The organism is Streptosporangium sp. NPDC023825 (assembly GCF_040639575.1).
GTDB lineage: Bacteria > Actinomycetota > Actinomycetes > Streptosporangiales > Streptosporangiaceae > Streptosporangium.
Window position 1 is genome coordinate 46,368 of the sequence record NZ_JBFAAE010000030.1, and the last position, 24,575, is coordinate 70,942.

20 protein-coding genes and 1 pseudogene are annotated in these 24,575 nt (G+C 70.0%); 13 read left to right on the forward strand and 8 right to left on the reverse strand.

Going from position 1 to position 24,575, the window contains the following annotated elements; genetic code table 11:
- Positions 1 to 19: 19 nt before the first annotated feature.
- From AB0G15_RS24775 to AB0G15_RS24790, 4 genes are all read right to left on the reverse strand, one after another.
- Positions 20 to 859, reverse strand: a complete 840-nt coding sequence (locus AB0G15_RS24775; RefSeq protein ID WP_362844001.1) for a PmoA family protein — start codon at positions 857 to 859, stop codon at positions 20 to 22.
- On the reverse strand, positions 850 to 1,881 hold the full coding sequence (locus tag AB0G15_RS24780; protein ID WP_362844004.1) for a Gfo/Idh/MocA family oxidoreductase: 1,032 nt from the start codon (positions 1,879 to 1,881) through the stop codon (positions 850 to 852). Before AB0G15_RS24780 ends, AB0G15_RS24775 begins: the two co-directional genes overlap by 10 nt.
- 229 nt (positions 1,882 to 2,110) lie before the next feature.
- A complete protein-coding gene (locus tag AB0G15_RS24785) occupies positions 2,111 to 3,382 on the reverse strand; it encodes a glycoside hydrolase (RefSeq protein WP_362844006.1) in 1,272 nt (423 codons plus the stop codon).
- A gap of 231 nt (positions 3,383 to 3,613) precedes the next feature.
- Positions 3,614 to 4,624: a LacI family DNA-binding transcriptional regulator gene (locus AB0G15_RS24790; RefSeq protein ID WP_362844008.1), complete on the reverse strand. Its 1,011-nt coding sequence runs from the start codon at positions 4,622 to 4,624 to the stop codon at positions 3,614 to 3,616.
- A gap of 174 nt (positions 4,625 to 4,798) precedes the next feature.
- On the opposite strand from AB0G15_RS24790, the gene AB0G15_RS24795 reads away from it, so the two are divergent.
- From AB0G15_RS24795 to AB0G15_RS24825, 7 genes are all read left to right on the forward strand, one after another.
- Positions 4,799 to 6,097, forward strand: coding sequence for an extracellular solute-binding protein (locus tag AB0G15_RS24795; RefSeq protein WP_362844011.1), 1,299 nt, complete (start codon positions 4,799 to 4,801; stop codon positions 6,095 to 6,097).
- Between the two features lie 9 nt (positions 6,098 to 6,106).
- Positions 6,107 to 7,096 carry a sugar ABC transporter permease gene (locus AB0G15_RS24800; protein ID WP_362844014.1) on the forward strand — a complete coding sequence of 330 codons (990 nt, stop codon included), beginning with the start codon at positions 6,107 to 6,109 and terminating at the stop codon, positions 7,094 to 7,096.
- Positions 7,093 to 7,917, forward strand: coding sequence for a carbohydrate ABC transporter permease (locus AB0G15_RS24805; protein WP_362684313.1), 825 nt, complete (start codon positions 7,093 to 7,095; stop codon positions 7,915 to 7,917). The genes AB0G15_RS24800 and AB0G15_RS24805 overlap by 4 nt, the downstream gene beginning before the upstream one ends.
- A gap of 36 nt (positions 7,918 to 7,953) precedes the next feature.
- Complete coding sequence (locus tag AB0G15_RS24810) at positions 7,954 to 9,375, forward strand: cellulase family glycosylhydrolase (protein ID WP_362844017.1); 1,422 nt, start codon at positions 7,954 to 7,956, stop codon at positions 9,373 to 9,375.
- Positions 9,376 to 10,076: 701 nt separating this feature from the next.
- Complete coding sequence (locus tag AB0G15_RS24815; protein ID WP_362844020.1) at positions 10,077 to 11,015, forward strand: hypothetical protein; 939 nt, start codon at positions 10,077 to 10,079, stop codon at positions 11,013 to 11,015.
- 112 nt (positions 11,016 to 11,127) lie between these two features.
- Positions 11,128 to 12,558, forward strand: coding sequence for a serine hydrolase (locus AB0G15_RS24820; RefSeq protein WP_362844023.1), 1,431 nt, complete (start codon positions 11,128 to 11,130; stop codon positions 12,556 to 12,558).
- A gap of 104 nt (positions 12,559 to 12,662) precedes the next feature.
- Positions 12,663 to 13,784: a hypothetical protein gene (locus AB0G15_RS24825; protein ID WP_362844026.1), complete on the forward strand. Its 1,122-nt coding sequence runs from the start codon at positions 12,663 to 12,665 to the stop codon at positions 13,782 to 13,784.
- Positions 13,785 to 13,929: 145 nt separating this feature from the next.
- Here the strand turns inward: AB0G15_RS24825 and AB0G15_RS24830 are convergent, their stop codons facing one another.
- On the reverse strand, positions 13,930 to 14,289 hold the full coding sequence (locus AB0G15_RS24830; protein WP_362844118.1) for an HD domain-containing protein: 360 nt from the start codon (positions 14,287 to 14,289) through the stop codon (positions 13,930 to 13,932).
- Positions 14,290 to 14,339: 50 nt separating this feature from the next.
- Here AB0G15_RS24830 and AB0G15_RS24835 point away from each other — a divergent pair, with 50 nt between their 5' ends.
- From AB0G15_RS24835 to AB0G15_RS24860, 6 genes and pseudogenes are all read left to right on the forward strand, one after another.
- A complete protein-coding gene (locus AB0G15_RS24835) occupies positions 14,340 to 14,948 on the forward strand; it encodes an aminoglycoside adenylyltransferase domain-containing protein (RefSeq protein ID WP_362844033.1) in 609 nt (202 codons plus the stop codon).
- 462 nt (positions 14,949 to 15,410) lie between these two features.
- Positions 15,411 to 16,919: an alpha-N-arabinofuranosidase gene (locus tag AB0G15_RS24840; RefSeq protein ID WP_362844036.1), complete on the forward strand. Its 1,509-nt coding sequence runs from the start codon at positions 15,411 to 15,413 to the stop codon at positions 16,917 to 16,919.
- A gap of 65 nt (positions 16,920 to 16,984) precedes the next feature.
- Positions 16,985 to 18,346 carry an extracellular solute-binding protein gene (locus tag AB0G15_RS24845; protein WP_362844039.1) on the forward strand — a complete coding sequence of 454 codons (1,362 nt, stop codon included), beginning with the start codon at positions 16,985 to 16,987 and terminating at the stop codon, positions 18,344 to 18,346.
- 239 nt (positions 18,347 to 18,585) lie between these two features.
- Positions 18,586 to 19,230, forward strand: a pseudogene (locus AB0G15_RS24850) (sugar ABC transporter permease); the annotation flags it as partial.
- 32 nt (positions 19,231 to 19,262) lie between these two features.
- Entirely contained in the window at positions 19,263 to 20,105 is an 843-nt protein-coding gene (locus AB0G15_RS24855) for a carbohydrate ABC transporter permease (protein ID WP_362684277.1), read from the forward strand.
- 237 nt (positions 20,106 to 20,342) lie between these two features.
- On the forward strand, positions 20,343 to 20,834 hold the full coding sequence (locus tag AB0G15_RS24860) for a DUF5946 family protein (RefSeq protein WP_362844043.1): 492 nt from the start codon (positions 20,343 to 20,345) through the stop codon (positions 20,832 to 20,834).
- A 255-nt stretch (positions 20,835 to 21,089) separates the two neighbouring features.
- Here AB0G15_RS24860 and AB0G15_RS24865 read toward each other — a convergent pair whose 3' ends face one another.
- The 3 genes from AB0G15_RS24865 to AB0G15_RS24875 are packed head-to-tail and all read right to left on the reverse strand — an operon-like array spanning position 21,090 to position 24,299.
- Positions 21,090 to 22,019, reverse strand: coding sequence for a carbohydrate ABC transporter permease (locus AB0G15_RS24865; RefSeq protein ID WP_362844046.1), 930 nt, complete (start codon positions 22,017 to 22,019; stop codon positions 21,090 to 21,092).
- Position 22,020: 1 nt separating this feature from the next.
- The gene (locus AB0G15_RS24870) at positions 22,021 to 22,947 is read right to left on the reverse strand and encodes a sugar ABC transporter permease (RefSeq protein WP_362844049.1); all 927 of its coding nucleotides are present in this window, start codon (positions 22,945 to 22,947) and stop codon (positions 22,021 to 22,023) included.
- Positions 22,944 to 24,299: an extracellular solute-binding protein gene (locus tag AB0G15_RS24875; RefSeq protein ID WP_362844052.1), complete on the reverse strand. Its 1,356-nt coding sequence runs from the start codon at positions 24,297 to 24,299 to the stop codon at positions 22,944 to 22,946. Before AB0G15_RS24875 ends, AB0G15_RS24870 begins: the two co-directional genes overlap by 4 nt.
- Between the last annotated feature and the right edge of the window lie 276 nt (positions 24,300 to 24,575).

The following is a 24,575-nucleotide window of genomic DNA, read 5'->3' on the forward strand; positions in this document are numbered from 1 at the left end:
GGACGCGGCGCCGGGCCGGTCACGCCGGTTCCGGGTACGGGTGCTCCTTGACGTACGCCTCCAGCCGGGGACGGTCCCACGCGCCGGTGGCCACGACCATCCGGTAGCTCAGGCGCAGCGTCGCGCCGGGCGGCAGGACCATCTCGCGGTGGAAGGCGATGGACGGGTTGACGGCCGCGAACGGCGTCGTGCGGACGAACCAGACGGTGGGCAGGGCACTGTGGAACAGCAGGGTGGAGGAGCGGTCCACCTCGTCGTGGTGGCCGGTGTAGGCCAGCCACGCCGACTCCCCGCCCATCATCTCCGGCCCCTCGCCGCTCTCGGCGATCACCTGCCCGTGCTCGAAGGAGCGGGGCCCGCGCCAGAACAGGCCGCAGTACCCGGCCATCGGGCGGCCGTTGGTGGTGGGGCTGCCGAAGACCAGCTCCTCCCCGCGCACGTTGGTGATCTCGGTGGACAGCTCCAGCGCCCAGGAGTCGTCCAGCACGTCGCGCACCTCGAAGGTCCTCACCTCGTCCACCCAGTGCTCGCCGCCCTGGGTGTGCCAGGTCAGGCGCTCCACGCCGGGGGAGAGGAACTCCTCGTGCCGCATGGTCCCGTTGTTCGGCAGGTCCACGTAGCCGGCGGCCTCGCGGACGTAGCTGCCGCCGCCCCAGAAGTTCTGCCCCGACAGGTCGGAGACGGTCATCTGCAGGCCCTTGTGCCAGCGGTGGTCGTGCGGGCGGAAGGTGCTGACCACGTCCCCGGCCAGGGTCCTGATCGGGTGGAAGTACGGCTTGGGCGACTCGAAGACCGGGGTCTGCGGGCGGTAGACGTAGCGCAGGATCTCGACGCCGCGCTCGGTGAAGGTCAGCTCCATGCGTTTCCGTCCAGCCGGTGGTAGAAGGGATGGTCGGGGGTGAGGTCGGCACGGAGCACCGGCCTCCCGGTGAACGCCGAAGCATACAGGCCGGTGATCAGCTCGAGTGCCTGGCGCCCCTCGGGGCCGCTCATGGGTGGTCGCTCGCCGCGCTCGTAGGCGTCCAGCAGCTCCGCCAGCTGCGCCTCGTGCGAGCTCGGCAGGTCCGCGGGAGGGTCCCAGCGCGCCGAGGTGGAGGTCCAGTCGGCGTTGCGGTAGCCGTACAGGTGGCGCAGCTCCACGGTCGCCTCGGTGTAGTCGAAGCGCAGGTAGCTCTCCTCGCGCCGCGACAGCACGCTGTTGACCACCGAGGCCATCGCGCCGGAGTCGAAGCGGACGGCGGCCATCGAGACGTCCTCGGTCTCGATCCGGCGGTCCAGCGTGCCGGTCATCGCGCGGATCTCCGCCCAGTCGCCGAGGACCGACAGCATCAGGTCCATCTGGTGGATGCCGTGCCCCATCGTGGGGCCGCCGCCCTCGGTCTCCCACCGGCCGCGCCAGGGCACGTCGAAGTAGGCGTGGTCGCGGTACCAGGTGGTCACGCAGAGCGCGACGAGCGGGCGGCCCAGCTCGGGAGCGAGGGCGCGCAGGTGCCGCGCTCCGGAGCCGAACCGGTGCTGGGAGACGACCGAGGCGTAACCGGGTCCCTCGGCCGCCGTGATCAGGTCGTACTCGGCCAGCGACAGGCAGACGGGTTTCTCGGTCCACACCCAGGCGCCCGCCTTCAGGCAGGTCACCGCCTGGGCGGCGTGCAGGTGCGGCGGGGTGCACAGGTGGACGAGGTCGGGCCGCTCCGCGTCGAGCATCGCCTCCAGGGAGGTGTACGCCCCCGGGATCGAGTGCTCGGCGCAGAACGCCCTGACCCGCGCCTCGTCCACGTCCGCGGCGGCCACCACCTGAGCCCGGTGCGCCTGGGCGCGCAGCGCGGGCAGGTGGCAGATCCCCGCGATGCCGCCGGTGCCCACGATCGCCACCCGGATCATCTCGGTCCTTCCGTCTCAGAGGGCCCGGAGCCAGGGAGTCCGGGGGCGGGCGTTCCGGATCCGGGCGGTCCGGGCGGTCCGGACGGTCCGGACGGTCCGGGCGGTCCGGGCGGTCCGGGCGGTCTGGGTGGCCCGGGTGGCCCGGGTGGCCCGGACGAGCTCCCGGCCTCCGGTCGCGGGGAGCACGATGCGCGGCCGGAGACCCGGAGGCCGCCCGCGGGCGGGTACGTCACCGTACGACCACCGTGGTCAGGGAACGCGGGGCGAGGGTGAGGCTCCTGCCGGATCCCAGCCCCGGGAGCGGGGTGGCGGCGAGCGAGTGCTCGGCGTCGGTCAGGTAGGCGGTGGCCCGGCCAGGACGGGTGGTGATCTTGGTGGTGACGGGGGCGGTGGAGGTGTTGAGGATCTCGACGACCTCCGAGCCCCCCGCGTTGCGGAAGGCGGTGACCTTCAGCGCCGGGTCGGCCGAGGCGACGGAGAGGCGGACCGCGCCGGGGCGGACGAAACGGCTGTAGGCGGCCAGCGCCCACAGGCGCTTGGAGACGCGGTAGGTCGCGGTGGCCTCGTCGATCTGGATGAGCCCCCGGGTGGTGCCGCGCGAGGCGCCGAACCAGAAGACGTAGCCGTTCGCCCTGCCCAGGGTGAGCGAGTCGTGGATCTGCTGGGCGACCGCGAAGCCGTCATAGCCGCTGCCGTCGTCCCACGCCTCGTTCCAGGTGGTCCCGTTGGGCGACCACTCCGACATCCACACGTGCCGGTCGGTGGGCAGCGGGCCGTCCACCGGGCTGACGTAGGGGTGCCCGGCGTGCGTGGCGACCCACCGCCGCGCGACGGGGTCGGCCTCGATGGCGGCGGTGTACTCGCGCTGCTGGGACCAGCCGGCGGCGTCGCAGCAGACCACCTTGAGCCCGGTGCGGGCCGCGGTGGGGCCGAGCACCTTGACGAACTCGGCGGCCTCGGCGGGGGTGAACCGCATCGAGGCGTAGGAGACGGTGAGGTCGGGTTCGTTGGTGAACCCGATGTCGGTGATCCTGATGCCCTCGCCGGCGTAGAACTTCGCGTACTGGACCAGGTAGTTCGCGTACGCCTGCCGCCACGCGGGGAGCAGGTTCCCGCCGTTGCTGTCGGAGCCGTTGTCCTTCATGTAGCCGGGGGCGCTCCAGGCGTCGGCGTAGAAGCGGGTCACGCCGTAGCGCCTGGCCTCCTTGGCCAGCCAGACCTGGCCGCCGTCGTCGCCGTCCCAGACGTACTTCGGCGGCGCGGTCGGGCCGCCGGGGTCCTCGGGCTGGATGGAGGTCATCAGGTCGTACGGGCTGTCGGCGGGGGAGGAGCCGATGCCCAGGCGCAGGATGCTGAGCCCGGCGCCCTTCTCGGGGCTGAGCCACAGGTCGAGGATCTCCCGCTGCTTGGCGGCGGGCAGCGCGCGGACCAGCTCGTTGCGCCGGAACGCCTGCGAGAAACCGAAACCGTCGATCCGCTGGAGAACGCCCTGGTGGTCCACCCGAATAGGGGAAGCGCTTTCCGCCGGGGCATGACTGAACCCGAGGAGGGGAAGGATGAGGACCGGTGTCAGCAGTGCCCTGTGACGTCGAGACATGCGGAAACCCGCTTTCCGAAAGTTTCACAAGATTACCGAGACATTTCGTGACAATTACCGTAAATGTTTCGAAGGCGGTCGTCAACAACCCATGACGGCGCGGGTGAGGCCGGCCGGACGGCGCCGGTCGGCCGGTCAGCCGGTCGGCCGGGCGGTGCTCTCGCGGACGAGGAGGTCGGTGGCCAGCTCCACCCGCCGGGGCTCGTGCCCGCCGCGGTCGAGGCCGAGCACCATCCGGGTGGCCAGCGCCGCCATCTCCTGGAGCGGCTGGCGCACGGTGGTGAGCGGAGGCCACGCGGAACGTGCCAGCGGCAGGTCGTCGAAGCCCACCACGGACAGGTCGTCCGGGACCCGCAGGCCGCGCTGCCTGGCCGCCTCGAAGACGCCGAACGCCTGCATGTCGCTGCCGGCGAAGATCGCGGTGGGCGGCCCGTCCAGGGACAGCAGGTCGTGGCCGTGGTCGCGGCCCGAGCCGACCAGGAAGTCGCCGTACCTGATGAGCGCCGCGTCCACCGCGATCCCCGCGGTCTCCAGCGCCGCCCGGTAGCCGTCGACGCGGGCCCGGCTGCACAGCATGTCCGCGGGGCCGCCGATCATCCCGATCCTGCGGTGGCCCAGCTCCAGCAGGTGCCGGGTGGCGGCCAGGCCGCCGTTCCAGTTGGTGGCGCCGACCGAGGCGACCCCGGGCGGCGGCTCGCCTTCGGGGTCCACCACCACGAACGGGATGGACCTGGCGGCCAGCTGCCCGTGCTGGTCGGCGCTGATCCGGGAGCCGACCAGGATGGCCCCGTCGGTGCGCCGGGCGGCGATGCGTTCCACCCAGTCCCTGCCGGGTCCCGCGTGGCTGTGCAGGACCGAGACGACCACCCCGGCGTCTACCTCGCGGGCCGCGGTCTCCACGCCGCGCACCAGCTCCATCGCCCACGGGCTCTCGATCTCGGTGAAGACCAGGTCGACCAGGCCGACGGGGGCGTCGCCCTGGCCGGTCCTGCGCCGGTAGCCGTGCTTGTGCAGCAGGTGCTCGATCCGCTGCCTGGTCTCGGACGCGACCTCGGGCCGGCCGTTGATGACTTTCGAGACCGTGGGCGCGGAGACCCCGGCCTCCTCGGCGATCAGGGCGATCGTCACGCGCGGCTTGGTTGGCATGCGGCGAATACTAACTGAAACCTTTCGGAGGCTTTCCGGGGGTGGTGGTTCTCGCGATCCGGGATCACTACCACGGGGCTATTGACGTGTAACCGGGGGTTTACCTATTCTCCGGATCACGAAATATTCGGGGAATATATGAAAATTTCAAGTAACTCCCGAAAGGGGATACCCATGCTGAGTCGGCGAGGCGTGGTTGCTCTGGCGACATCCGCTCTGCTTCTCGGAGCCTGCAGCACGAGCGGAGACGGCGAGGGGGCCCAGGCAGGCGCGAGCACCGGCTCGGAGAAGGTCACCTTCGAGTTCTGGAACCTGGCGACGGCGGACCCCATGAAAACGTTCTGGGCCAATGCCGTCAAGGAATACCAGGCGGCCCACCCGAACGTGACGATCAAGAATATCTCCATCGAGAACGACTCCTACAAGCCGAAGCTCGCCACGCTCACCCAGTCGGGCAAGGCACCCGACCTGTACTCCACCTGGGGCGGCGGCGTCCTGAAGCAGCACATCGAGGCGGGCCTGGTGAAGGACCTGTCGTCCGAGGCCGGCGACGTCATCGGCACCCTCACCCCGGCGGCCCTGGCCGCCTACCAGTTCGACGGCAAGACCTACGGGCTGCCCATCGACATCGGCATGGTCGGCTTCTGGTACAACAAGGCGCTGTTCAAGAAGGCCGGCATCACCACCCCGCCCGCCACCTGGACCGAGTACCTGGACGCGGTCAAGAAGCTGAAGGCGAGCGGGACCACCCCGATCGCCCTGGCGGGCAAGGCCAAGTGGCCGGGCCACTACTACTGGGCCTACCTGGCCATGCGGGTGGCCGGGCTGGACGCGCTCAAGCAGGCCGGCACCACCAACGACTTCACCGGCCCCGACTTCGTCGCCGCCGGGCAGAAACTCAAGGAGCTCGTCGACCTCCAGCCGTTCCAGAAGGGCTTCCTGGGCGCCGACTACTCCACCCCCGACGGCCAGTCCGCGAACGTGTCGAACGGCAAGGCCGCCATGGAGCTGATGGGCCAGTGGGCCCCGTCGGTGCAGAAGGACTCCGGCAAGGGCCTCGGCGACGACCTCGGCTTCTTCCCCTTCCCGGCGGTGGAGGGGGGCAAGGGCGCCGCGGGCGACGCGTTCGGCGGCGGGGGCGGCCTCGCCGTGAGCGTCAACGCCCCGCCCGCGGCGCTGGACTTCCTGAAGTTCGCGCTCAAGCCGGAGAACCACAGCAAGGCCGTCAAGGCCGGAGGAGTCCTGCCCGTGCTCAAGACGGGTGAGGAGGCGGCCGTCACCGACCCCCACATCAAGACGGTCTCCGAGACCCTCGCGGCCGCCAGCGGCTTCCAGCTCTACCTCGACCAGGAGTACCCGCCGGCCGTCGGCCAGGAGGTCAACGACGTCGTGGCCGAGCTGATCGGGGGCACCAAGACGCCGGAGGAGGTCGTCCAGGCCATCACCGAGACGGCCAAGTCGGAGTCGGAGTAGCCGCCCGGTATGAAAACGGTGACGACGACGACAGGGCCGGACGCACGTCCGGCCCCTCACCACGAGCGGCCCGCCGCGAGGCGGGGGCGGGACGGCTCCCGCCGAGGTCGCGGCTGGGTCACCGCGATCCTGTTCGTCCTCCCCGCGCTGGTCCTGTTCGCCCTCCTGGTGCTGCTGCCGATCCTGGTGGCCGGCTACACCAGCCTCTTCAAGTGGAACGGCATCGGCCCGCCGAGCAACTTCATCGGCCTGGACAACTTCACCCGGCTGTTCGCCAGCGACATCTTCGCCGGCGACCTGCGCAACGGCGCCGTCCTGATCGTGCTGGGCCTGTTGGTGCAGCTGCCGCTCTCGCTGGGCCTGGCGGTGATGCTGAACCAGCGGATCCGCGGGCGGGCCTTCTACCGGCTGCTGTTCTTCGCGCCGTACATGCTCTCCGAGGCGATCATCGGCGTGCTGTTCTCGATGATCCTGTCGCCCGAGACGGGCATGGCCAACCAGCTGCTGGTCTCCTGGGGGATGGAGCCCTGGACCTGGCTGTCCGAACCGGACACCGTGATGTTCTCGCTGTTCCTGGTGATCACCTGGAAGTACTTCGGATTCCACATGATCATCTACCTGGCCGGACTGCAGGGCATCCCCAAGGAGCTGAGCGAGGCGGCCAGGATCGACGGCGCCGGCGGCTGGGACGTGTTCCGCCACGTCACCCTGCCGCTGCTCGGCCCCACCATCCGGGTCAGCGCGTTCCTGTCCGTCATCGGCACGATCCAGCTCTTCGACCTGGTCTGGATCCTCACCGGCGGCGGCCCGTCGCACGCCTCGGAGACCATGGCCGTCAGCATGTTCGAGTACGGCTTCAAGCGGTCCCAGATCGGCTACTCCAGCGCGATCAGCGTCGTCATGTTCCTGATCAGTCTCGTCTTCGCCCTCGGCTACCAGCGGTTCGTCCTGCGCCGGGACCTGGAAGGGGCCAGCACCACCATGGGAGACCGCCGATGATCGCCCGGCTCCGCACGTACCCGATCCACGCGGTCATCTGGGTGGCGGCCGTCTTCATCGTCATCCCCTTCCTGTACGGGCTGCTGGGCGGCTTCAAGACCTCCGCCCAGCTGTCGACCAACCCGCTGGGCCTGCCCTCCCCGTGGGTCACCGACAACTACACCGACGTGATCGTCTCCGGCGCGTTCTGGCGCCAGCTCCTCAACAGCCTGTTCATCGCGGTCGCGACCACCGTGCTGGTCGTGGGGCTGTCGGCGATGGCCGCCTTCGCCTTCGCCCGGTTCGCCTTCCGGGGACGGGAGTTCCTGTTCACGCTGTTCGCCATCGGGCTGATGTTCCCGTTCGCGGTGGCGATCCTGCCGCTGTTCGTCCTGCTGCGCACGTTCGGCCTGCTGGACAACCCGCTCGGGGTGATCCTGCCGCAGGCCGCGTTCGGCCTTCCGCTCACCGTGATCATCCTGCGGACGTTCTTCCGGTCCATCCCCAGGGAGATCGAGGAGGCCGCCATCATCGACGGCTGCACCCCCTTCGGCTTCTTCTGGCGGGTGCTGCTGCCGATCGCCAAGCCCGCCCTGGCCACCGTCTCGGTGCTGGCGCTCGTGGCGAGCTGGAACAACTTCTTCCTCCCGCTGGTGGTCTTCAACGACCCCGGCCTGTGGACCCTGCCGCTCGGCGTCCAGCAGTTCCAGGGGGAGTACATGACGGACATCGCCAGGGTCCTGGCCTACGTCATCGTCGCGATGGTGCCCGCCCTGGCCTTCTACGCCGTCGCCGAGCGTCAGTTGATCAGCGGCCTCACCGCCGGTGCCACCAAGGGCTGACCCGAATCTCGTCGCCTGAGTAGAGAGTGAGAGAACATGACCCTGAGTGTCGCCGGATCGCGTCTCGTCGATTCGGCCGGCACCCCGGTACGGCTGCGTGGAGTGGGCCTCGGGGGCTGGCTGAACATGGAGAACTTCATCACCGGCTACCCGGCCAACGAGTCCGCGATGCGCGAGGCCGTCCGGGAGGTCCTGGGGGAGGACCGGGCCGAGCTGTTCTTCGACCGGCTGCTCACCTCGTTCTTCGGCGCGGACGACGCCGCGCTGCTCGCCGGGCTCGGCGCCAACTGCGTCCGCATCCCGATCAACTACCGCCACCTGGAGTCCGACGACCGCCCCTTCGAGATCGTCGAGCACGGCTTCCGCCACCTGGACCGGGTGATCGGCCTGCTCGCCGAGCACGGCATCTACAGCGTCATCGACCTGCACGCCCTGCCCGGCGCGCAGAACCAGCACTGGCACTCCGACAACCCCACCCACGTCGCCGCGTTCTGGGAGCACCGGCACTTCCAGGACCGCGCCGTCCACCTGTGGGAGGTCGTGGCCGACCGCTACCGGGACAACCCCTGGGTGGCCGGATACAACCCGATCAACGAACCGGGCGACCGGAGCGGGCGGGTCGTCGGCCCCTTCTACGACCGCCTGGTCAAGGCCGTCCGCGCCGTCGACCCGAAGCACGTGCTGTTCCTGGACGGCAACACCTACTCCACCGACTTCTCGATCTTCCGCGAGGTGTACGAGAACACGGTCTTCGTCTGCCACGACTACGCCCTGGCCGGATTCGCGCACGGCGGCCCCTACCCCGGCCACACCCGCGGCGAGTGGGTGGACCGGGCCCAGCTGGAGCTCTCCTTCGAGCGGCGGACCGCCTTCCAGCGCGAGACCGGCACCCCCATCTGGGTCGGTGAGTTCGGGCCCGTCTACACCGGCGACCCGGAGATCGACCGGCAGCGCTACCAGATCCTCCGCGACCAGCTGGAGATCTTCGACTCCTACGGGGCCGGCTGGTCGCTGTGGACCTACAAGGACGTCGGGCTGCAGGGCCTGGTCAGCGCGGGCGAGCCGTACATGAGCCGGTTCGGCGACTTCATCGCCAAGAAGGGGCGGCTGGGCGCCGACCGGTGGGGCTCGACGATGGAGGAGTCGGCGAGCGAGCTGGCCCCGCTGCACCGGCTGATGGAGACCGAGTTCCCGTCCTGGAACCCCTACCCGTGGGGCGCCCGCTACCAGACCGACGACCTGATCCGGCACATCCTCATCGCGCAGGCGCTGCTTCCCGAGTACGCCGAGCTGCTGCGCGGCTGCTCCGACGAGGAACTGACCGCCCTGGCCGACTCCTTCGCCCTCGACCGCTGCGTCCGGCGGCAGCCGCTGCTCGACCTGCTCGCCGAGAACCTGCGCGGCGAGGACGTGCGCGGCGAGGACCCGCGCGGTGAGGAGGTGCGCGGCGGCGCCTGACGCGCGCCCTGCTCCCGCCCGCCGCCTTCGCCCGCCACCCTCGCCTGCCCACTCCCACCTGACCGAGGAGCCCAGGAAAGACGCGCACCTCCCGGCCACCCGCGAGGACGCCGCTCGTACGCACGGACGCCGCGACCTGGAACGACCCGGCCGGGCGGAGTTACGTCGACACGTCGAGGCGGGGGGTGCTCCGGCTCGCGAGGTAGAAACGCCCGCCAGACCGCCGGGTCCGTCCTCCTCCAGGGGACAGGTCCCGGCCTCCGGGGGGGTGCCGGGCCCGGCCTTCAGGGGGGTGGGGGCTCGGCACCCCTTTCGGGGAACTCCGGTTCGGAGGATCACCTGTCTCGGAGGAACCTCAGTGACGATCGGCCGCCTCCGACTGGTTCGAACACCCGCCACTCCCGGAACGATCGTTGACGCCCGGACGAAGACGAGGGCCGAGACGATCGGTCGCCCTGACAAGGGCGGGGCGTGGCGCGGGTACCCGGCCGGCTCACGCGTCATGCCGTATGTCGCTCGTGGGCGGCGATACCCGCCGTACAGGGAGAACCGCTCAATCGTGACGTGCGCGGACGCACGTGCCTCTCCGCTCGGTCACCCCGGCGCCGAACGTCCCGTCGCGGGCATGACCGTGTCGGCGTCGGCTCCCCGGCCTTGACAACCTCGGGATGCCGACGTGAGCCTGGGACGGGAGGCGGCCGGTGACGAGACAGGCAACGACCGAGCGCGACGACAAGGGCGATGAGATCGCGGTCCCGGAAGGCGGGCGCTTCCTCTACCCGGCATGCCGGTGGACCCTCGCGGTGATCCTGCTGCAGTACGGCTTCGCCAAGCTCTTCGGCGCCCAGTTCACCGTGCTCGACTCCGAGCTCGACAAGCCCCTGGGCGCGGTGAGCGGATCCTGGCTGACCTGGTACTACTTCGGTTACTCGCCGCTCTTCGGCAACCTGATCGCGCTGTTGCAGGTCGGCCTCGGCGTGGCGTTGGCGTTCCGTCGCACCACGCTGCTCGGGGCCGCGGGCGCCGCACCGCTGCTCGCCGGGATCGTCGTGCTCGACATCTCCTACCGGATCGCCCTCGACGCCATGCTCGTCGCCCTGGCCGGCGCCGGCTGCGGGAGCTACCTGTTGTGGAGGCACCGCCGGGAGCTGGTGGCGGTGTTCTGGGCCGACCGGAACCGGGTCGCGCCCCGCTCGCGACGTACGCGTCCGCGGTGGGTGCACGCTGTGCTCGTGGTGCTCCTTCTCGCGGTCCCGGCCTCGTGCTCGTACTACGTCGCCAACTACAACAACCGGTCCCCCACTCCGCTCGACGGCACGTGGGACGTGACGGCGGGCGCCTTCCAGCCTCCGGCCCTGCCCGGTCCGGCCGAGCGCGTCTACTTCGAACACAACCGCTCCCACCGGCTCGTCCTGCGCAGCGGGCAGACGTGGCAGACCCACCACTTCGAAGTCGATCCGGCCACCGCCACGATCGGGATCTGGCAGACGTGGCTCACCAAGGGCGAACAGCTGCTGTCCGGGCGATACGGCCTCACCGGCGACCGGCTGGTGATCACCGCCACGGATCCGGCCTCTGGACGGTCACTGCGCTGGGAACTGCGCCGCGTGCCTCCCGAGCAGCTCCGCCGCGCCCCGTGACCGATGCCGTGGGCCTGGAGGACCGGACCCCCGCGCCGTAGCCGATCGGCGGCCCCGAACCACGTCCCGTAATTCGATTGGGCGGATTCGGCGGTTTTGTTAGGGTGCCCGGGTGCCTTCCCCACGCGCCCTGCTGCCACGGTCGACACCGGCCGCCTCGGGGATGTCGTCCCGTGCGGTCGCCGCGCTGCTGGACCGGCTCGAGGAGCGGTCCATCGAGTGTCACTCCATCATGGTCGTACGCCACGGTCACGTCGTCGCCGAAGGCTGGTGGGCGCCGTACTCGGCTGAGCGCCCGCACCTTCTCTACTCGCTGACCAAGTCGTTCACCTCGGTCGCCGTGGGGCTCGCGATCGCCGACGGGCTGCTCTCGCTGGACGATCGGGTGGTGGACGTGTTGCCCGACCACGTTCCGGCCGGCATCTCGGAGCGGGGACGCCGCCTCACCGTTCACCACCTGCTGTCCATGACGACCGGACACCGCACGGACAGCCTCGCCGAGGCCTGGCGCCTGGAACCGGGCGACCTGGTGAAGGGCTTTTTGCGCGTCCCGTTTCCCGAGGCCGAGGGAACACGGCACGCCTACGACAATCCGACCACCTTCGTCCTGGCCCGGATGGTGGAACGGGTCACGGGCCGCGGCCTGCCGGAACTGCTCGACGAGCGCCTCTTCACGCCGATGGGCGTCGACCACGCCGAATGGGACCGGGTGGCGAGCGGCGCCGCCTTCGGATTCCACGGACTGCACCTCACGACCGAGGCCGTCGCCGCCTTCGGCGAACTGCTGCTGCGCGGCGGCCTGTGGGGCGACCGGCGGCTCGTCCCGCGCGAATGGGTGCGGCTCGCGACCGGACGGCACATCGAGACCCTGCCACTCGAGGACGGATCCGCGGGCGCCGACTACCTCTGCGGTTACGGCTACCAGTTCTGGATGTCGCGCCACGGCTACCACGGCAACGGCGCCTTCGGCCAGCATTGCGTGGTCGTCCCCTCGCACGATCTCGTGGTCGCCGTGACCAGCGCCAACACGCGGGAACAGTCGATGCTCGACGCGATGTGGGAGTGCCTGCTGCCCGGCGTGGACCGCGCGGACAGCCCCCGGGACGACGAGATCCTCGCCGATCGGCTGCGGCGGCTGTCGTTGGCGCCGGTGCGGGGTTCGGCCGCCCCGGAGCGTTCCGCCAAGGCGAGACTCGACGCCTCCGCCGAGGATTCGGCCCTGCCCGACGGAACCACGGTGATCGTCGATCCCGTGGACGGCGGATGGCTGCTGCGACTCGGGTCGTCCCTCGACGTCGAGGCCGGCCACGGCGAATGGCGGGAAGGCTCACCGCTCGGCCGCCCCGTCGTCGCGGCCGGCGCCTGGCGGGGCGACACGTTCGTCGCCGACCTTCACGTCATCACCACCCCGCACCGGGTCCGGCTGGTGGTCGACGCCGGCGCGGGGACAGCGGTGGCGACGTGGAACCTCGTGCCCCTGACCGGCCCCAGCCTGGTGTCGCATCTGCGGTCGCCGCTGATGACACGGCCCGACGTCGCCTAGGCGACGTCGGCCGGGCCCGCAGGGGACGTGAGCCGAGCGGCCTGCGGTCGCCGGCCGTGCGGCGTCTTTCCCGCCCTCCCGGGAGCATCATGTAGCTTCTGCCCATGACGCGGAGCCTGGCCGGGACGATCGGGAGATCTCTGGTGCCGGTCCTGGCGTGCCTGGTGGGCTGCACCGCCACACCCCGGGCCGGGTGGCCCGCCGCGGAGGCCCCGCGGGTCACGGCGAGCCCCGCGCGAAGCGGCCACGGCCCCCTCTCCGGACAGCCGCTCGGCCCCGGTAGCGGGATTCGCCTGCTCGTCGGCGGCGACGGTCAGACCGGCCTGGCCCCGGCGGTACTGGACGTCGACACCGGCGCCTCGACGCCCGTCTCGGGCCTGCCGGATCCGGACCCGCGCCTCACCCTCTCGGCCTTCGTCCACGGCAGGCACACCGTGATCGCGGTGAGCGGACCGGCGGTCGACCAGGGGCGGCTGTACCTGCTCGAGGGCGGCGAGGCGCGCAAGCTGGCCACCGGCTGGAACGCGTTCCCCGCCTTCGACGACTCCGGCTTCTGGATCACGGACCGGCCGGCCCGCGACGGTCCGTGCACGGTACGGAAGCAGGCGGAGGACGGGAGGACCCTGCACCGTCCCCGCTGGAGCCACTGCGGCGCGCTGCCGTTCCTCGACACGCCGTACGGCCTGCACGCCAGGCACGGGGACGAGTCGATCCTCCTGGCTCATGACAGCCTGCGGAAGACCGGCAGACACCCCGGGATCGTCGCGGCGACGTCCCGGGAGTTGCTGGTGAGGCGGCGGGACGAGAATTTCGCCCTGGTGATCCCCGGCACCGGGAAGGAGCGGCCGATCGGCAGGCCGGCCGGAGCGGGCGAGGTCAGGGACGGCGAGGTCAGCCCCGACGGCAGGTACATCGCCGTCCCGTTCCTCGCCCCCACCACGGGGCCGCACGAACGTCTCGACGTCTGGGTGCTGGACACGAAGACCCTGCGATGGGCGCACCTGCCGTCGACGCCCGTGCCCGTCGACGTCAAGACCCGCAGGATGCGCTGGACACCGAACGGGCGGCTGGTGCTCGCGGGCGCCTTTGTCACGACCGCGGACGCCTATCCGCGGGAGAGCGACCACGCCAGCATGATCGCCACCTGGAGGCCCGGCGAGCAGGCGCTGTCCGTCAGGCGGCTCCCCGTGGAGTGGCAGACCAACCTGGAGATCGTCGTTTCGTAGGAAACGGGGCCGGTGGGCGGGAGGCGCCGGACAGCGACCCCTTCCTCGGCACGGGGGCGCACGGCGGACCGTGGCGCCTCCTTCCTCGTCGCGGGGGGCGGGGGCGCACGGCGGACCGTCCGGCGACGCTCCCGCGTGTCCGGCGTCAGGTGTCCGGGTCCTCGTCGAGGAGACGGGTCACCCACTCCAGCGACCCCGTGCCGAGCGCCTCGTCCGCGAGGCGCCTGGCGGACGGTGTCCTCAGCGCCGCGAGTGAACCGTCGATCCACGGTTGCATGTTCCGGTAACCCTGCTCGCGGTACTCGATGGCCTGGATCAGGCATTCGAGCTTGTCGGCGTCGCGGGCGCAGACGGCCTCGAGGCTGGCCTTCTCCTCGTACTCGCCGACCGCGCCGCTCACCATCCGCGCCACCGGCCCGGGGAGGCCGCGTACCTGGTCGGCGGTGACCTCCTCGTTGGAGGGCGCGATGAGATAGCGCCTGGCGAGGTGGTGGATGTCGGTGATGCGGGTCTCCTGGGTTCGGCGCTCCCCCTGACGCGCGGATCCTGCGCAGGGTGCATGCCGAGTTGAAGAGCCGGTACGCGAAACCGTACTTCGACGGTCTCTACGTCACGTGGGACGACCTGCGCCGCGACCCCGAGCCGGCCCCGGCGAGGCCGTCCGTGCACAAATGGCGTCTTGAGGAGGAGAGCAGGTTCGAGCGGCACCTGGTGACCTGGCACGTGCTGGCCCAGGGCGGGGTGGCGGTGCGAGGGCCCGCGGTCGCGGAGCTGGGGATCCACACCGACTGGGACACCCTGGCCCAGCGGACGCGGGAGAACCTGGCCGGCTACTGGACGCGCTGGGTCGAGCGCGGCTCCCGGTCGGCGTCGCTGTGGGGGCTGGCCGCTCTCACCGGCTACCAGACCACGTGGGGGGTGCTCGGCGTCACCCGGCTCCACCACACTCTCGCGGCGGGCGAGGTGACCTCCAAGACGGCCGCGGGCGAGTACGCGCTGAAGGTGTTCGACGAACGCCGGCACCGGATCATCCGGGAGGGGCTGCGCCTGAGGGCCGGCGGCCCGCCGCTGTACCGCGATCCGTTCCGCCGCCGTGCCGACCTGCTGGCCTACATGTCCATGGTGCTGGAATCGGTGCTGGAATCGGTGCTGGAATCGCGGTGAATCCTCGCGGGCCGGCGCGCGGTGCCGGGCGCGATGAGGGCCGGGTCACGCGGTGTGCCGTTGTCCGGTGCCTGTCAGCCAAGTGGACTCCCGGTCGATAGCGCTGTCAACAGCCACCTATGGATTTCCTTAATCTGCTGGTAAGCGCTTGCCTCCACTCGGGTACAAGAGGTTCGGGACGGGTTCCGGTCACTTCACGTGTCCGGGAACGAGCGGATCGGCCGTGGCGCGCGGAGATGAAAGCAGCAGTTCGGACCGCGTGTGTGATGAGCTGGGAATCTGTCGTAGTTACCGGATCGTGATTTGACCCGCGACGATGGGAACGTTAACACTCACTCCATGTAACGGTTGGCCCTTTTTGGTGTTAACGCTCACAAATGGAGTCGCTCAATTTCCCGGTAATCCACGAGCCTGGCGATCTCGCGCCGGAAGCCGGCGCGGGCCGCGTGTGAGGAGACCTTCGTGCTGTCCGCGCACCTCACCCTTGACCCCGCGTTCAGGGTGGCCCCCGTCCACCGGCGCACCTTCGGGACGTTCGTCGAGCACCTCGGCCGGTGCGTCTACACCGGCCTCTACGAACCCGGTCACCCCACCGCCGACGAGGAGGGCCTCCGGCGCGACGTGCTGGAGCTCACCCGCGAGCTGGGCGTCACCACGGCCCGCTACCCCGGCGGGAACTTCGTGTCCGGATACCGCTGGGAGGACGGCGTCGGCCCCCGGGCCGGGCGGCCCCGGCGGCTCGACCTGGCCTGGCACAGCACGGAGACCAACGAGTTCGGCCTGGACGAGTTCGTCGCCTGGACGCGCAAGGCCGGGGTGGAACCGATGATGGCCGTCAACCTCGGCACCCGGGGCATCGCCGAGGCGCTGGACCTGCTGGAGTACTGCAACATCGAGTCCGGGACCCACCTGTCGGACCTGCGGGTCGCCCACGGCGCCAAGAGACCGCACGACGTCCGGATGTGGTGCCTGGGCAACGAGATGGACGGCCCGTGGCAGATCGGCCACATGACCGCCCGCGAGTACGGGCGGCTCGCCGCCGGGACCGCCCGTGCCATGCGCATGATCGACCCGAACCTGGAGCTCGTGGCCTGCGGGAGCTCAGGTTCCGCCATGCCGACCTTCGGCGCGTGGGAGGCCACCGTGCTGGAGGAGACCTACGACGTGGTGGACTTCATCTCCTGCCACGCCTACTACGAGGAGCACGACGGCGACCTGGCGAGCTTCCTCGCCTCGGCGGCGGACATGGACCACTTCGTCGACGCGGTGGTGGCGACGGCCGACAGCGTGGGCGCCCGGCTCAGGAGCAAGAAGAAGATCAACATCTCGTTCGACGAGTGGAACGTCTGGTACCTGTCCCGCTTCCAGAACGCCGAACCGCCGCGCGACTGGCCGGTCGCCCCGCCGCTGCTCGAGGACCACTACCACCTGGCCGACGCGGTGGCCTTCGGCGGGCTGCTGATCTCGCTGCTGCGGCACAGCGACAGGGTGACGTCCGCCTGCCTGGCCCAGCTGGTCAACGTCATCGCCCCCATCATGACCGAACCGGGCGGCAGGGCCTGGAGGCAGACCACCTTCCACCCGTTCGCCCAGGCCTCCCGGTACGCGGCGGGCCAGGTGCTGCGGGTCGAGCCGGACTCTCCCGCCCACGAGACCGCGAGGTTCGGCGAGGTCACCTCCCTCGACGCCGTCGCCACCCACGACGAGGAGACCGGCGCCACCACGCTGTTCGCCGTCAACCGCTCGACCGACCGGCCGCTCACCCTCACCGCCGACCTGCGCGCCCTCGGCCCGGTGGCGCTCGCCGGGGCCACGACGCTGTCCGGCCCCGACCCCTACGCCCGCAACACCGCCGACGCCCCGGACACGGTGACTCCCCGTACGAACACCGAGGCCCGCCTCGACGCCGGGACCCTGGAGATCACGCTGCCCGCCGTGTCGTGGAACGTGATCCGTCTCATCCGCCCGTAGGCCCATCCGGCCGCGCTCGTCGAGGGGGGCGCGGCCGCGCCCCCTGGAGACACCTGGAGACAGCAGTGGACGACATTCCAGCGACCCCACCCCGGACTCCGCCGACCCCCTCCCGGATCACCCGGAGGAACCTGCTGGGCGGAGCCCTCGCCCTCGGGCTCCTCGGCTCCGGATGCTCCCTCCCCGTGGACCTGGGCTCCTCCCGGACCCGCATCAGATACTGGCACTTCCTCGGCGCGAGCGACGGGGTCGTCATGAACGAGATGGTCGGCGCGTTCGCCAAGGAGAACCCCGATCTGTTCGTCGAGGAGAACGTCCTCGAGTGGGGCGAGGCCTTCTACACCAAGGTCGCGATGGCGGGAGCAGGAGGCCGTTCCCCCGATCTCGCGACCTTCCACCTCGCCCGGCTGCCCGGCATCGGCCCCGGCCTGATCCTGGATCCGATCAACCTCGGCCTGCTCGCCGAGAACGGCCTGCGGCCCGAGGACTTCAGCCCTCCCATCTGGGAGCGCGCCCACGTCGACGGAGTGCTGTACGCGGTGCCGTTCGACGCCCACCCCATGGTCCAGTACTACAACACCGACGTCTGCGACCGTGCCGGGCTGCTCGGCGGCGACGGCAAGCTGCTGCCCACCAAGGGCACCGACCAGTTGCTGGAGTCACTGCGCAAGGCCAAGGAGGCACTCGGCGGCAAGCCCCCGCTGGCCTTCGACGCGCTCGGCCTCGGAACGGTGGGGCCGTGGCGGTTGTGGTGGTCGCTGTACCCCCAGAGCGGCGGCACCCTCCTGTCGGACGACGGCACCCAGATCACGATCGACGACGCCAAGGCGCTGGAGGCGCTCTCCTTCATGCGCACGCTGGGCGCGGAGGGACTGTGCGACCCCACCACCGACTACGCGTCGTCGGTCGCCGCCTTCCAGAGCGGTGACGCGGCCTTCCTGTGGAACGGTGACTGGGAGATCACGACCTTCAAGCAGGCGAAGACGCCGTTCAGCATGGCGCGCTTCCCCTCGATCTTCGGCGGCGCCTCGGCCCAGGCCGACTGCCACGTCTTCGTCGTGCCCCACCAGCGCGACCGCGATCCGCGGATCGAGCGGGAGACCTACCGGTTCATCGCCCACCTGGTCAAGAACAGCGCCGACTGGGCGGTGGCCGGTCACGTGCCCGCCTACCTTCCCGCACTGGAGGAGCCCGAGTACCTGGCGCTGAATCCGCAGTCGGAGTACCGCTCGGTCATCACCGAGGTGGCGCTCGACCCGCAGGTGTGGTTCACCGGATCGGCGTCGAGGCTGTGGATCGAGTTCGGTGAGGCGTTCTCCCCGGTCATCGCCGGAACGCGCACGCCCGAGCAGGGCCTGGCCCTGGCCAAGGCCGCCCTGCGCAGGCTCATGGAGACCCCCAACCCCTTCCCCGAGGAGCCCCGATGACGACCAGCGTCGAAGCCTCCGCCGCCACCGCCGCACCGGTCGCGAAGATCGGGGCGGGACGCCGCTGGACCCAGCACGGGCTGCTGTTCGTCGTGCCCTTCCTCGTGGTCTACGTGGCCTTCCTCGTCTGGCCGCTGCTGCTGGGCCTGAGGATGAGCCTGTCCAGCGTGAACATCGCCGGGACCAACGCCGGGTTCGTCGGCTTCGCCAACTACGCCGAGGCGTTCGCCGACCCCAGGATGTGGCGCTCTCTCTGGAACACCGTGCTGTTCACCGCGCTGAGCACCGTGCCCCTGGTCGTCCTGGGACTGGTGTTCGCCCTGCTGGTGCACAACCTGCGCTTCGTGCGCTGGCTGTGGCGGCTGTCGTTCTTCGCGCCGTTCCTGCTGCCCTCCGCCGTGGTCGCGCTGCTCTGGCGGCAGATGATCTACCAGCCCGGCTTCGGCCTGCTGAACGGGACGTTCGGGACCGACATCCTCTGGCTGGGCGATCCGGACCTGGCGATGTGGTCGGTCGTGATGACCACCGTCTGGTGGACGGTCGGCTTCAACTTCCTGCTCTACCTGGCCGCCCTGCAGAGCATCCCCGAGCAGCTCTACGAGGCCGCCTCGATCGACGGCGCCTCGGCCTGGCACAAGCTGCGCTCGATCACGCTGCCGCTGCTGCGCCGCACCACCGGCCTCATCGTGGTGCTGCAGCTGCTGGCCTCGCTGAAGGTCTTCGACCAGATCTACCTGATGACCGGCGGGGGCCCGGAGAACGCCACCCGCCCGATCATCGAGTACGCCTACGACATCGGTTTCATGGGGTACCGCGTCGGCTACGCCTCGGCCGTCTCCTACATCCTCTTCGTCCTGATCGTCGCTGTGTCCCTGGTGCAGTTGCGGCTGTTCCGCAAGCGTGAGGAGTCTCTCCGATGACCAAGAGGTCCAAGAGGTTCAGCCCCGGCCAGCTGGTCCTGCTCGCCGTCACCGGGGCGCTCGCCGTGGTCTGGCTCGCGCCCCTCGCCTGGGCGGTCGCCACCTCGCTCAAGCCCGAGGCCGACACCAACAAGATCCCGCTGCAGTGGATCGGCAGCGAGATCACCCTTGACGCCTACAGGCTGGTCCTGGGCACCGGCGGCATCGTCAAGTGGGCGATCAACTCCACCGTCACCGCGGTCATCGTGACGTTCATGACCGTGCTGTTCTCGGCGATGGCGGCGTACGGCTTCGCGCGCACCCGGTTCCGGGGGCGGCGCGTGCTGCTCGCCGTGATCCTCGCGGGGATCATCGTTCCCCCGCAGGTGCTGATCGCCCCGCTGTTCGCCGAGATGGTCGCGCTGGGCCTGGTCGACACCTGGTGGGGCATCATCCTGCCGCAGGTCGCCGCGCCCGTCATCGTGTACATCCTCTACAAGTTCTTCCAGGCCGTGCCGCCGGAGCTGGAACAGGCCGCGTTCGTCGACGGGGCCGGCCGCTGGCGGGTGTTCTTCACCATCGTGCTCCCGCTCTCGCGCCCGGTGATCGCCGCGGTGGCGATCTTCACGTTCATCACGACCTGGAACAACTTCCTCTGGCCGTTCCTGGTCTCCACCGACCCGAACACGATGACCCTGCCGGTGGGACTGGCCAACGTGGTGCAGGGCACCTTCGGCGTGCGCTACGCGCAGATCATGGCCTCCGTGGTCCTGGCCGGCCTGCCGCTGCTCGTCGTCTTCGTGTTCTTCCAGCGCCAGATCATTCGCGGCGTCGCCCACACCGGCCTGGCCGGGCAGTGACGGGGGCACGGCCACAAGGGGGAGGAGGGCCCCGCCGGTCCGCGAGATCCGCGCCGTGTCCCGCTTTCGGAGGGCATGCCGGTACCGGCATGCCCTCCGAAAGCGGGATGAACAGGCGGTGATGAGACCGCGCTGGGTTCGCGACCGCACCGGCCGGGCCGCCCTTGGCCGCGACCACGGCAGACGGCGCCGAAATCCCGTCGACAAGGCTGTTGCCGGCCACCTATGGTGCAGGCCATGGCAGACAGCCCCACCATGGGTCAGTGCGACTGCGGTGCGGTCGCCGGCCCGCTGGGTGTGTGCGTGGACTATTACCACGGAATCCTGGCCGAAGAGCAGGCCGATCCTCAGATGTACAGGTGGCACGCGCCTGTGGTGTGCGCGTATCTCCTGCAGCATCCTTCCAGGGCTCATGAGAAGTACCTTGACGGTCAGTTCCGCCAGTTGCAGCTCTACGTGGACAAGGGCCTCGACGCACTGCTTCGTGTGGCGGCTCATCAGGTGGCGCGGAACAGGCACGGGGCACGGTCGAGCTACGACATGGCGCCATTTGCGGCGTACGCGCCGCTCCCGCCGGGCGGATCTCCCAAGCACTTCCGCGCCACGTTCTGCGGTCTGCCGTTCGAGGGGGGCAGCTTCGTGTCCGATGGGCATCTGGCATACGGACGCCGCATCGAAACCATTGCCGAAGCGACCGTGGAGTCCTGGAGATCTGTCCAGGACCGATGATCGAGGGCCCGCGTGACGATATCCGCGCCTGCCGCTCCATCCGCGGTTATTGATCTTTGAGTTGTCGTCGCCGGCGCATGTCCCCATCCGTCTTCATGGGCGAGAGCCGTCCTGCGGGACTTCAGGGGGCGGAGATCCGGGCGACGGTCCTTTGACCGATATCCCGGCGACGCGCGCCTCTGCCGTTCCGGCGCCGCTCGCGGACTCGGGAGTCCGGGCGGACCGCGACGCGGTGCGCCGGACGGCAGGGCGTGGTCACTTGCTGAAACCGGCCGTCAGGCCGCTGAGCAGCTGGCGGCGGCCGATCACGTACAGCAGCAGGATGGGGAGCGTGGTCAGCACCACGGAGGCGAGCACCGCCGGCACGTTCACGCTGTACTGCCCCTGGAAGGTCCACAGCGCGAGCGGCAGCGTGCGCTTGTCGGGACTCTGGGTGAGGATCAGCGGCAGCAGGAACCCGTTCCAGATCGTCAGCGCGTTGTAGATCGTCACCGTCACCACGGCCGGCATGGTGAGCGGCAACGCCAGGCGCCAGAGTGTCGCCAGCTCGCCCGCGCCGTCCAGCCGCATCGACTCGAACAGCTCCTTGGGCACGTCACGGATGAAGTTGGTCAGGACCAGCACCGACAGCGGGATCGCGAAGGCGATCGACGGGAGGATCAGTCCCGTCAGCGAGTCGTACAGACGCAGCCGGATGATGATCAGATAGACGGGGATGATGGTCGCCTGCAGCGGGATGGCCAGGCCCATGAGGAAGAGCGCGTTCACCCCGCGCAGGAAGCGGAAGGCGGTGTTGCCCCGGACGATCGCGTACGCCGCCATGAACGCGACCGCGACCGACGGGACGACCGCGCCGACGGTGACGATGAGGCTGTTGAGGAAGTACAGCGGGAAGTCGGACTCGACGACCAGCCGGTAGTTGTCGAGGGTCGGCTCGGTGGGCGGCGCGAGCGGGTTGGTGGCGTAGTAGCTGCTCTGCGCCTTGAAGCTGGTGATGAAGATCCAGTAGATCGGCACGATCACGATCACCAGCCACAGCCAGCTCACGGCCCCGCCCAGCCAGTTGGGGCGCTCGCCGAGCGAGCGCCGCTCGCCGCGGGCGGGCGGGCGGCGCTGCCGGTGCCGGCGCGGTGGCGACCCGGGCGTCTCGGTCCGCTTGACCCCCGTCGTGTGGGTCGCGCTCATGTCAGGCCCCTTCCATCTGGCTGGCGCTGGCGTCGCGGCCGCCGAGCCGGCGCAGGAGCAAGGCGAGGGCGAGGCCCACCAGGACGAGGATGACGGCGATGGCGCTGGCCGGTCCCATGAGGTTGGCCTGGAACCCGCGTTTGTACATGTCCAGGGCGAGCACCCGGGTGGCGTCGCCGGGACCGCCCGCGGTGAGTACGAAGATCAGGTCGAAGAAGGTCAGCGACCCGACGACCATGAGGGTGGAGGACGTGATGATCGTGTACTTGAGCTGCGGCAGCGTGATGCTGAAGAACTTGCGGACGCGGCCCGCGCCGTCTATCTCGGCGGCCTCGTACATGGATTGCGGGATCTGCCGCACGCCGCCCTGGTAGATCAGCGAGTGGAAGGGGACGAACTGCCACGACACCACGAAGATCACGGTGCCGAAGGCGAGGACGGGCTCGCCGAGCCAGTCCTGCACGAGCAGGTCGATGCCCAGCCCGGCGCCGAGCCCGAAGTTCGGGTCGAGCAGGGCCTTGTAGGCGATCGCGATGGCGGCCTGGCTGAGCAGCAGCGGGATGAAGTAGATCACCGCCAGCAGCGAGCGGTAGCGCTGCCTCCCGGCCAGGAACACCCCGATCAGGATGCTGATCGGGGTCTGGACCGCCCAGGAGACGACCATCACCAGCAGCGTTATCCACAGCGCGTGCAGGAGGCCGGGGTCGGCGAGCACCGCCCGCCAGCTGGTGAACCCGGACAGCTGGATCTCGCCGAGTCCGTCCCAGGACGTGAAGCTGAGGAACAGGACCCCGACCAGCGGAACGACCCCGAAGGCAACGAAGATCACCAGGGCCGGCACGGCCAGCCAGGGCAGAAGGCGGCTGTGCGTCCTCTGCCTGGCGGCCGGCGGTCTCCCTGTCCGGGCGGGGGTGGCGAGCGCGCTCAACTGCCGATGACCGCGTTCATGTTGGACACGAACTGCTCCGGCGTGATCGACAGCTGGAACAGCTTGGCGATGTTGTCCAGCAGCACCTCGGCCGCGGTGGGGCTGAGCGCCTGGTCCCAGGACTGGGCGAAGGACTTGGCGTTGCTGGCGATGCCGTAGACGAAGTTCAGGAAGTCCGCGTCCTTGGCTCCGGCGAACGCGCTGTCGGCGCCGTTGACGATCGGCACCGCGCCGGTGCCCGCCCACTCCTTGACGTCCTCGTCGTTGAGCACGGCGGTCGCGAAGAACTTCTTCGCGATCTCCTTCTGCTCGGGGGTCGCCTTGGAGGAGATCGACAGGTACTGGCCGGGGTTGCCGACGGTGTTGCCGGGGTCGCCCTTGCCGCCCTCGACCGGCGGGAAGTTCATGTAACCGAGGTTGCCGCCGGAGACGAAGTCGCCGCCGTCGGTCGACATGCTGCCGTACGTCCAGCCGCCGTGCAGCATCATCGCGGCCTTGCCGGTGTAGAGCAGGGCCTGGTCGGCGTTGGAGTCGGCCGTGATCGAGGAGAAGCCCTTGATGAACCCGTCCGCCTTGACGAGTTCCTGCATCTTGGTCAGGGCCTCGATGGCGGCGGGGTGGGACCAGGCGTCCTTCTTGGCGTCGAACACGGCCTGGAACACCTCGGGGCCGCCGATGCGGTCGAAGAGGAACTCCAGCCACATCATGTTCGTCCAGCGCGACTGGCCGCCGAGGGAGAACGGGGCGATGCCGGCGGCGTTGAACTTGGGGACCAGGGCCATGATGTCGCCCCACGACTCCGGCGGCTCCACGCCGACCTTCTCGAAGACCTTCTTGTTGTAGAACAGGATGATGGGCTGCATGGTCTCGGCCGGCATCGCGTAGATCTTGCCGTCGATCGTGGCCGCCCCGAAGGAGGAGGCGAACAGCCGGTCCTTCACCGCCGGGTTCTGCTCGAACCACGGGGTGAGGTCCTCCACCTGGCCGGCCTGCACGTACGTGCGCAGCGTCCCGCCGCCCCAGCCCCAGATGATGGTGGGCGCCTGGCCCGCCCCGATCGCCGTCTTGATCTTCGTCTTGTAGGCGTCGTTCTGCATGGCCGTGAAGGTGATCTGCCCGTTGGGGTTGGCCTTGTTGAAGCGCTCCACGGCCCTGGTGCGCACGCCCTCCTGCGGCTGGGTCGACAGGAACCAGTAGCTGGCCTTGTTCGCGGCGTTCCCGCCGCTCCCGCCGCTCGCGCCCCCGCCCGCCGGGGCGGGGCCGGACGTGCCGCAGGCCGCCAGCGCGGCGCTGAGGGGAATGCCCATCGAAAGGGCGAGGAAGGTGCGGCGGGATGGTGTCGTTGACTCCACGCTGATCTCCGTATGTCGGTGCCGAGGCGGGGCGGGGCTTCAGGTGAAACATGTGGCGGTGGCCGTCGGTCGTGGATCGGCACCTCTGCTACCAGGCGTCCGTCCCCCCAAGCCCAGCATGTCGAAACATTTCCGAAACAGGCCGCGTGGCACGTCAATTTAGATTTCAGTTACCTGCCTGTCAAGGGGTGATCCCATGTCGGCATGAGCTTGGTATGCGAGGGACCTGGGGTACTCTCATCTGGGACTTTCCTGGTCACCTCGGGTGCGTCAGGA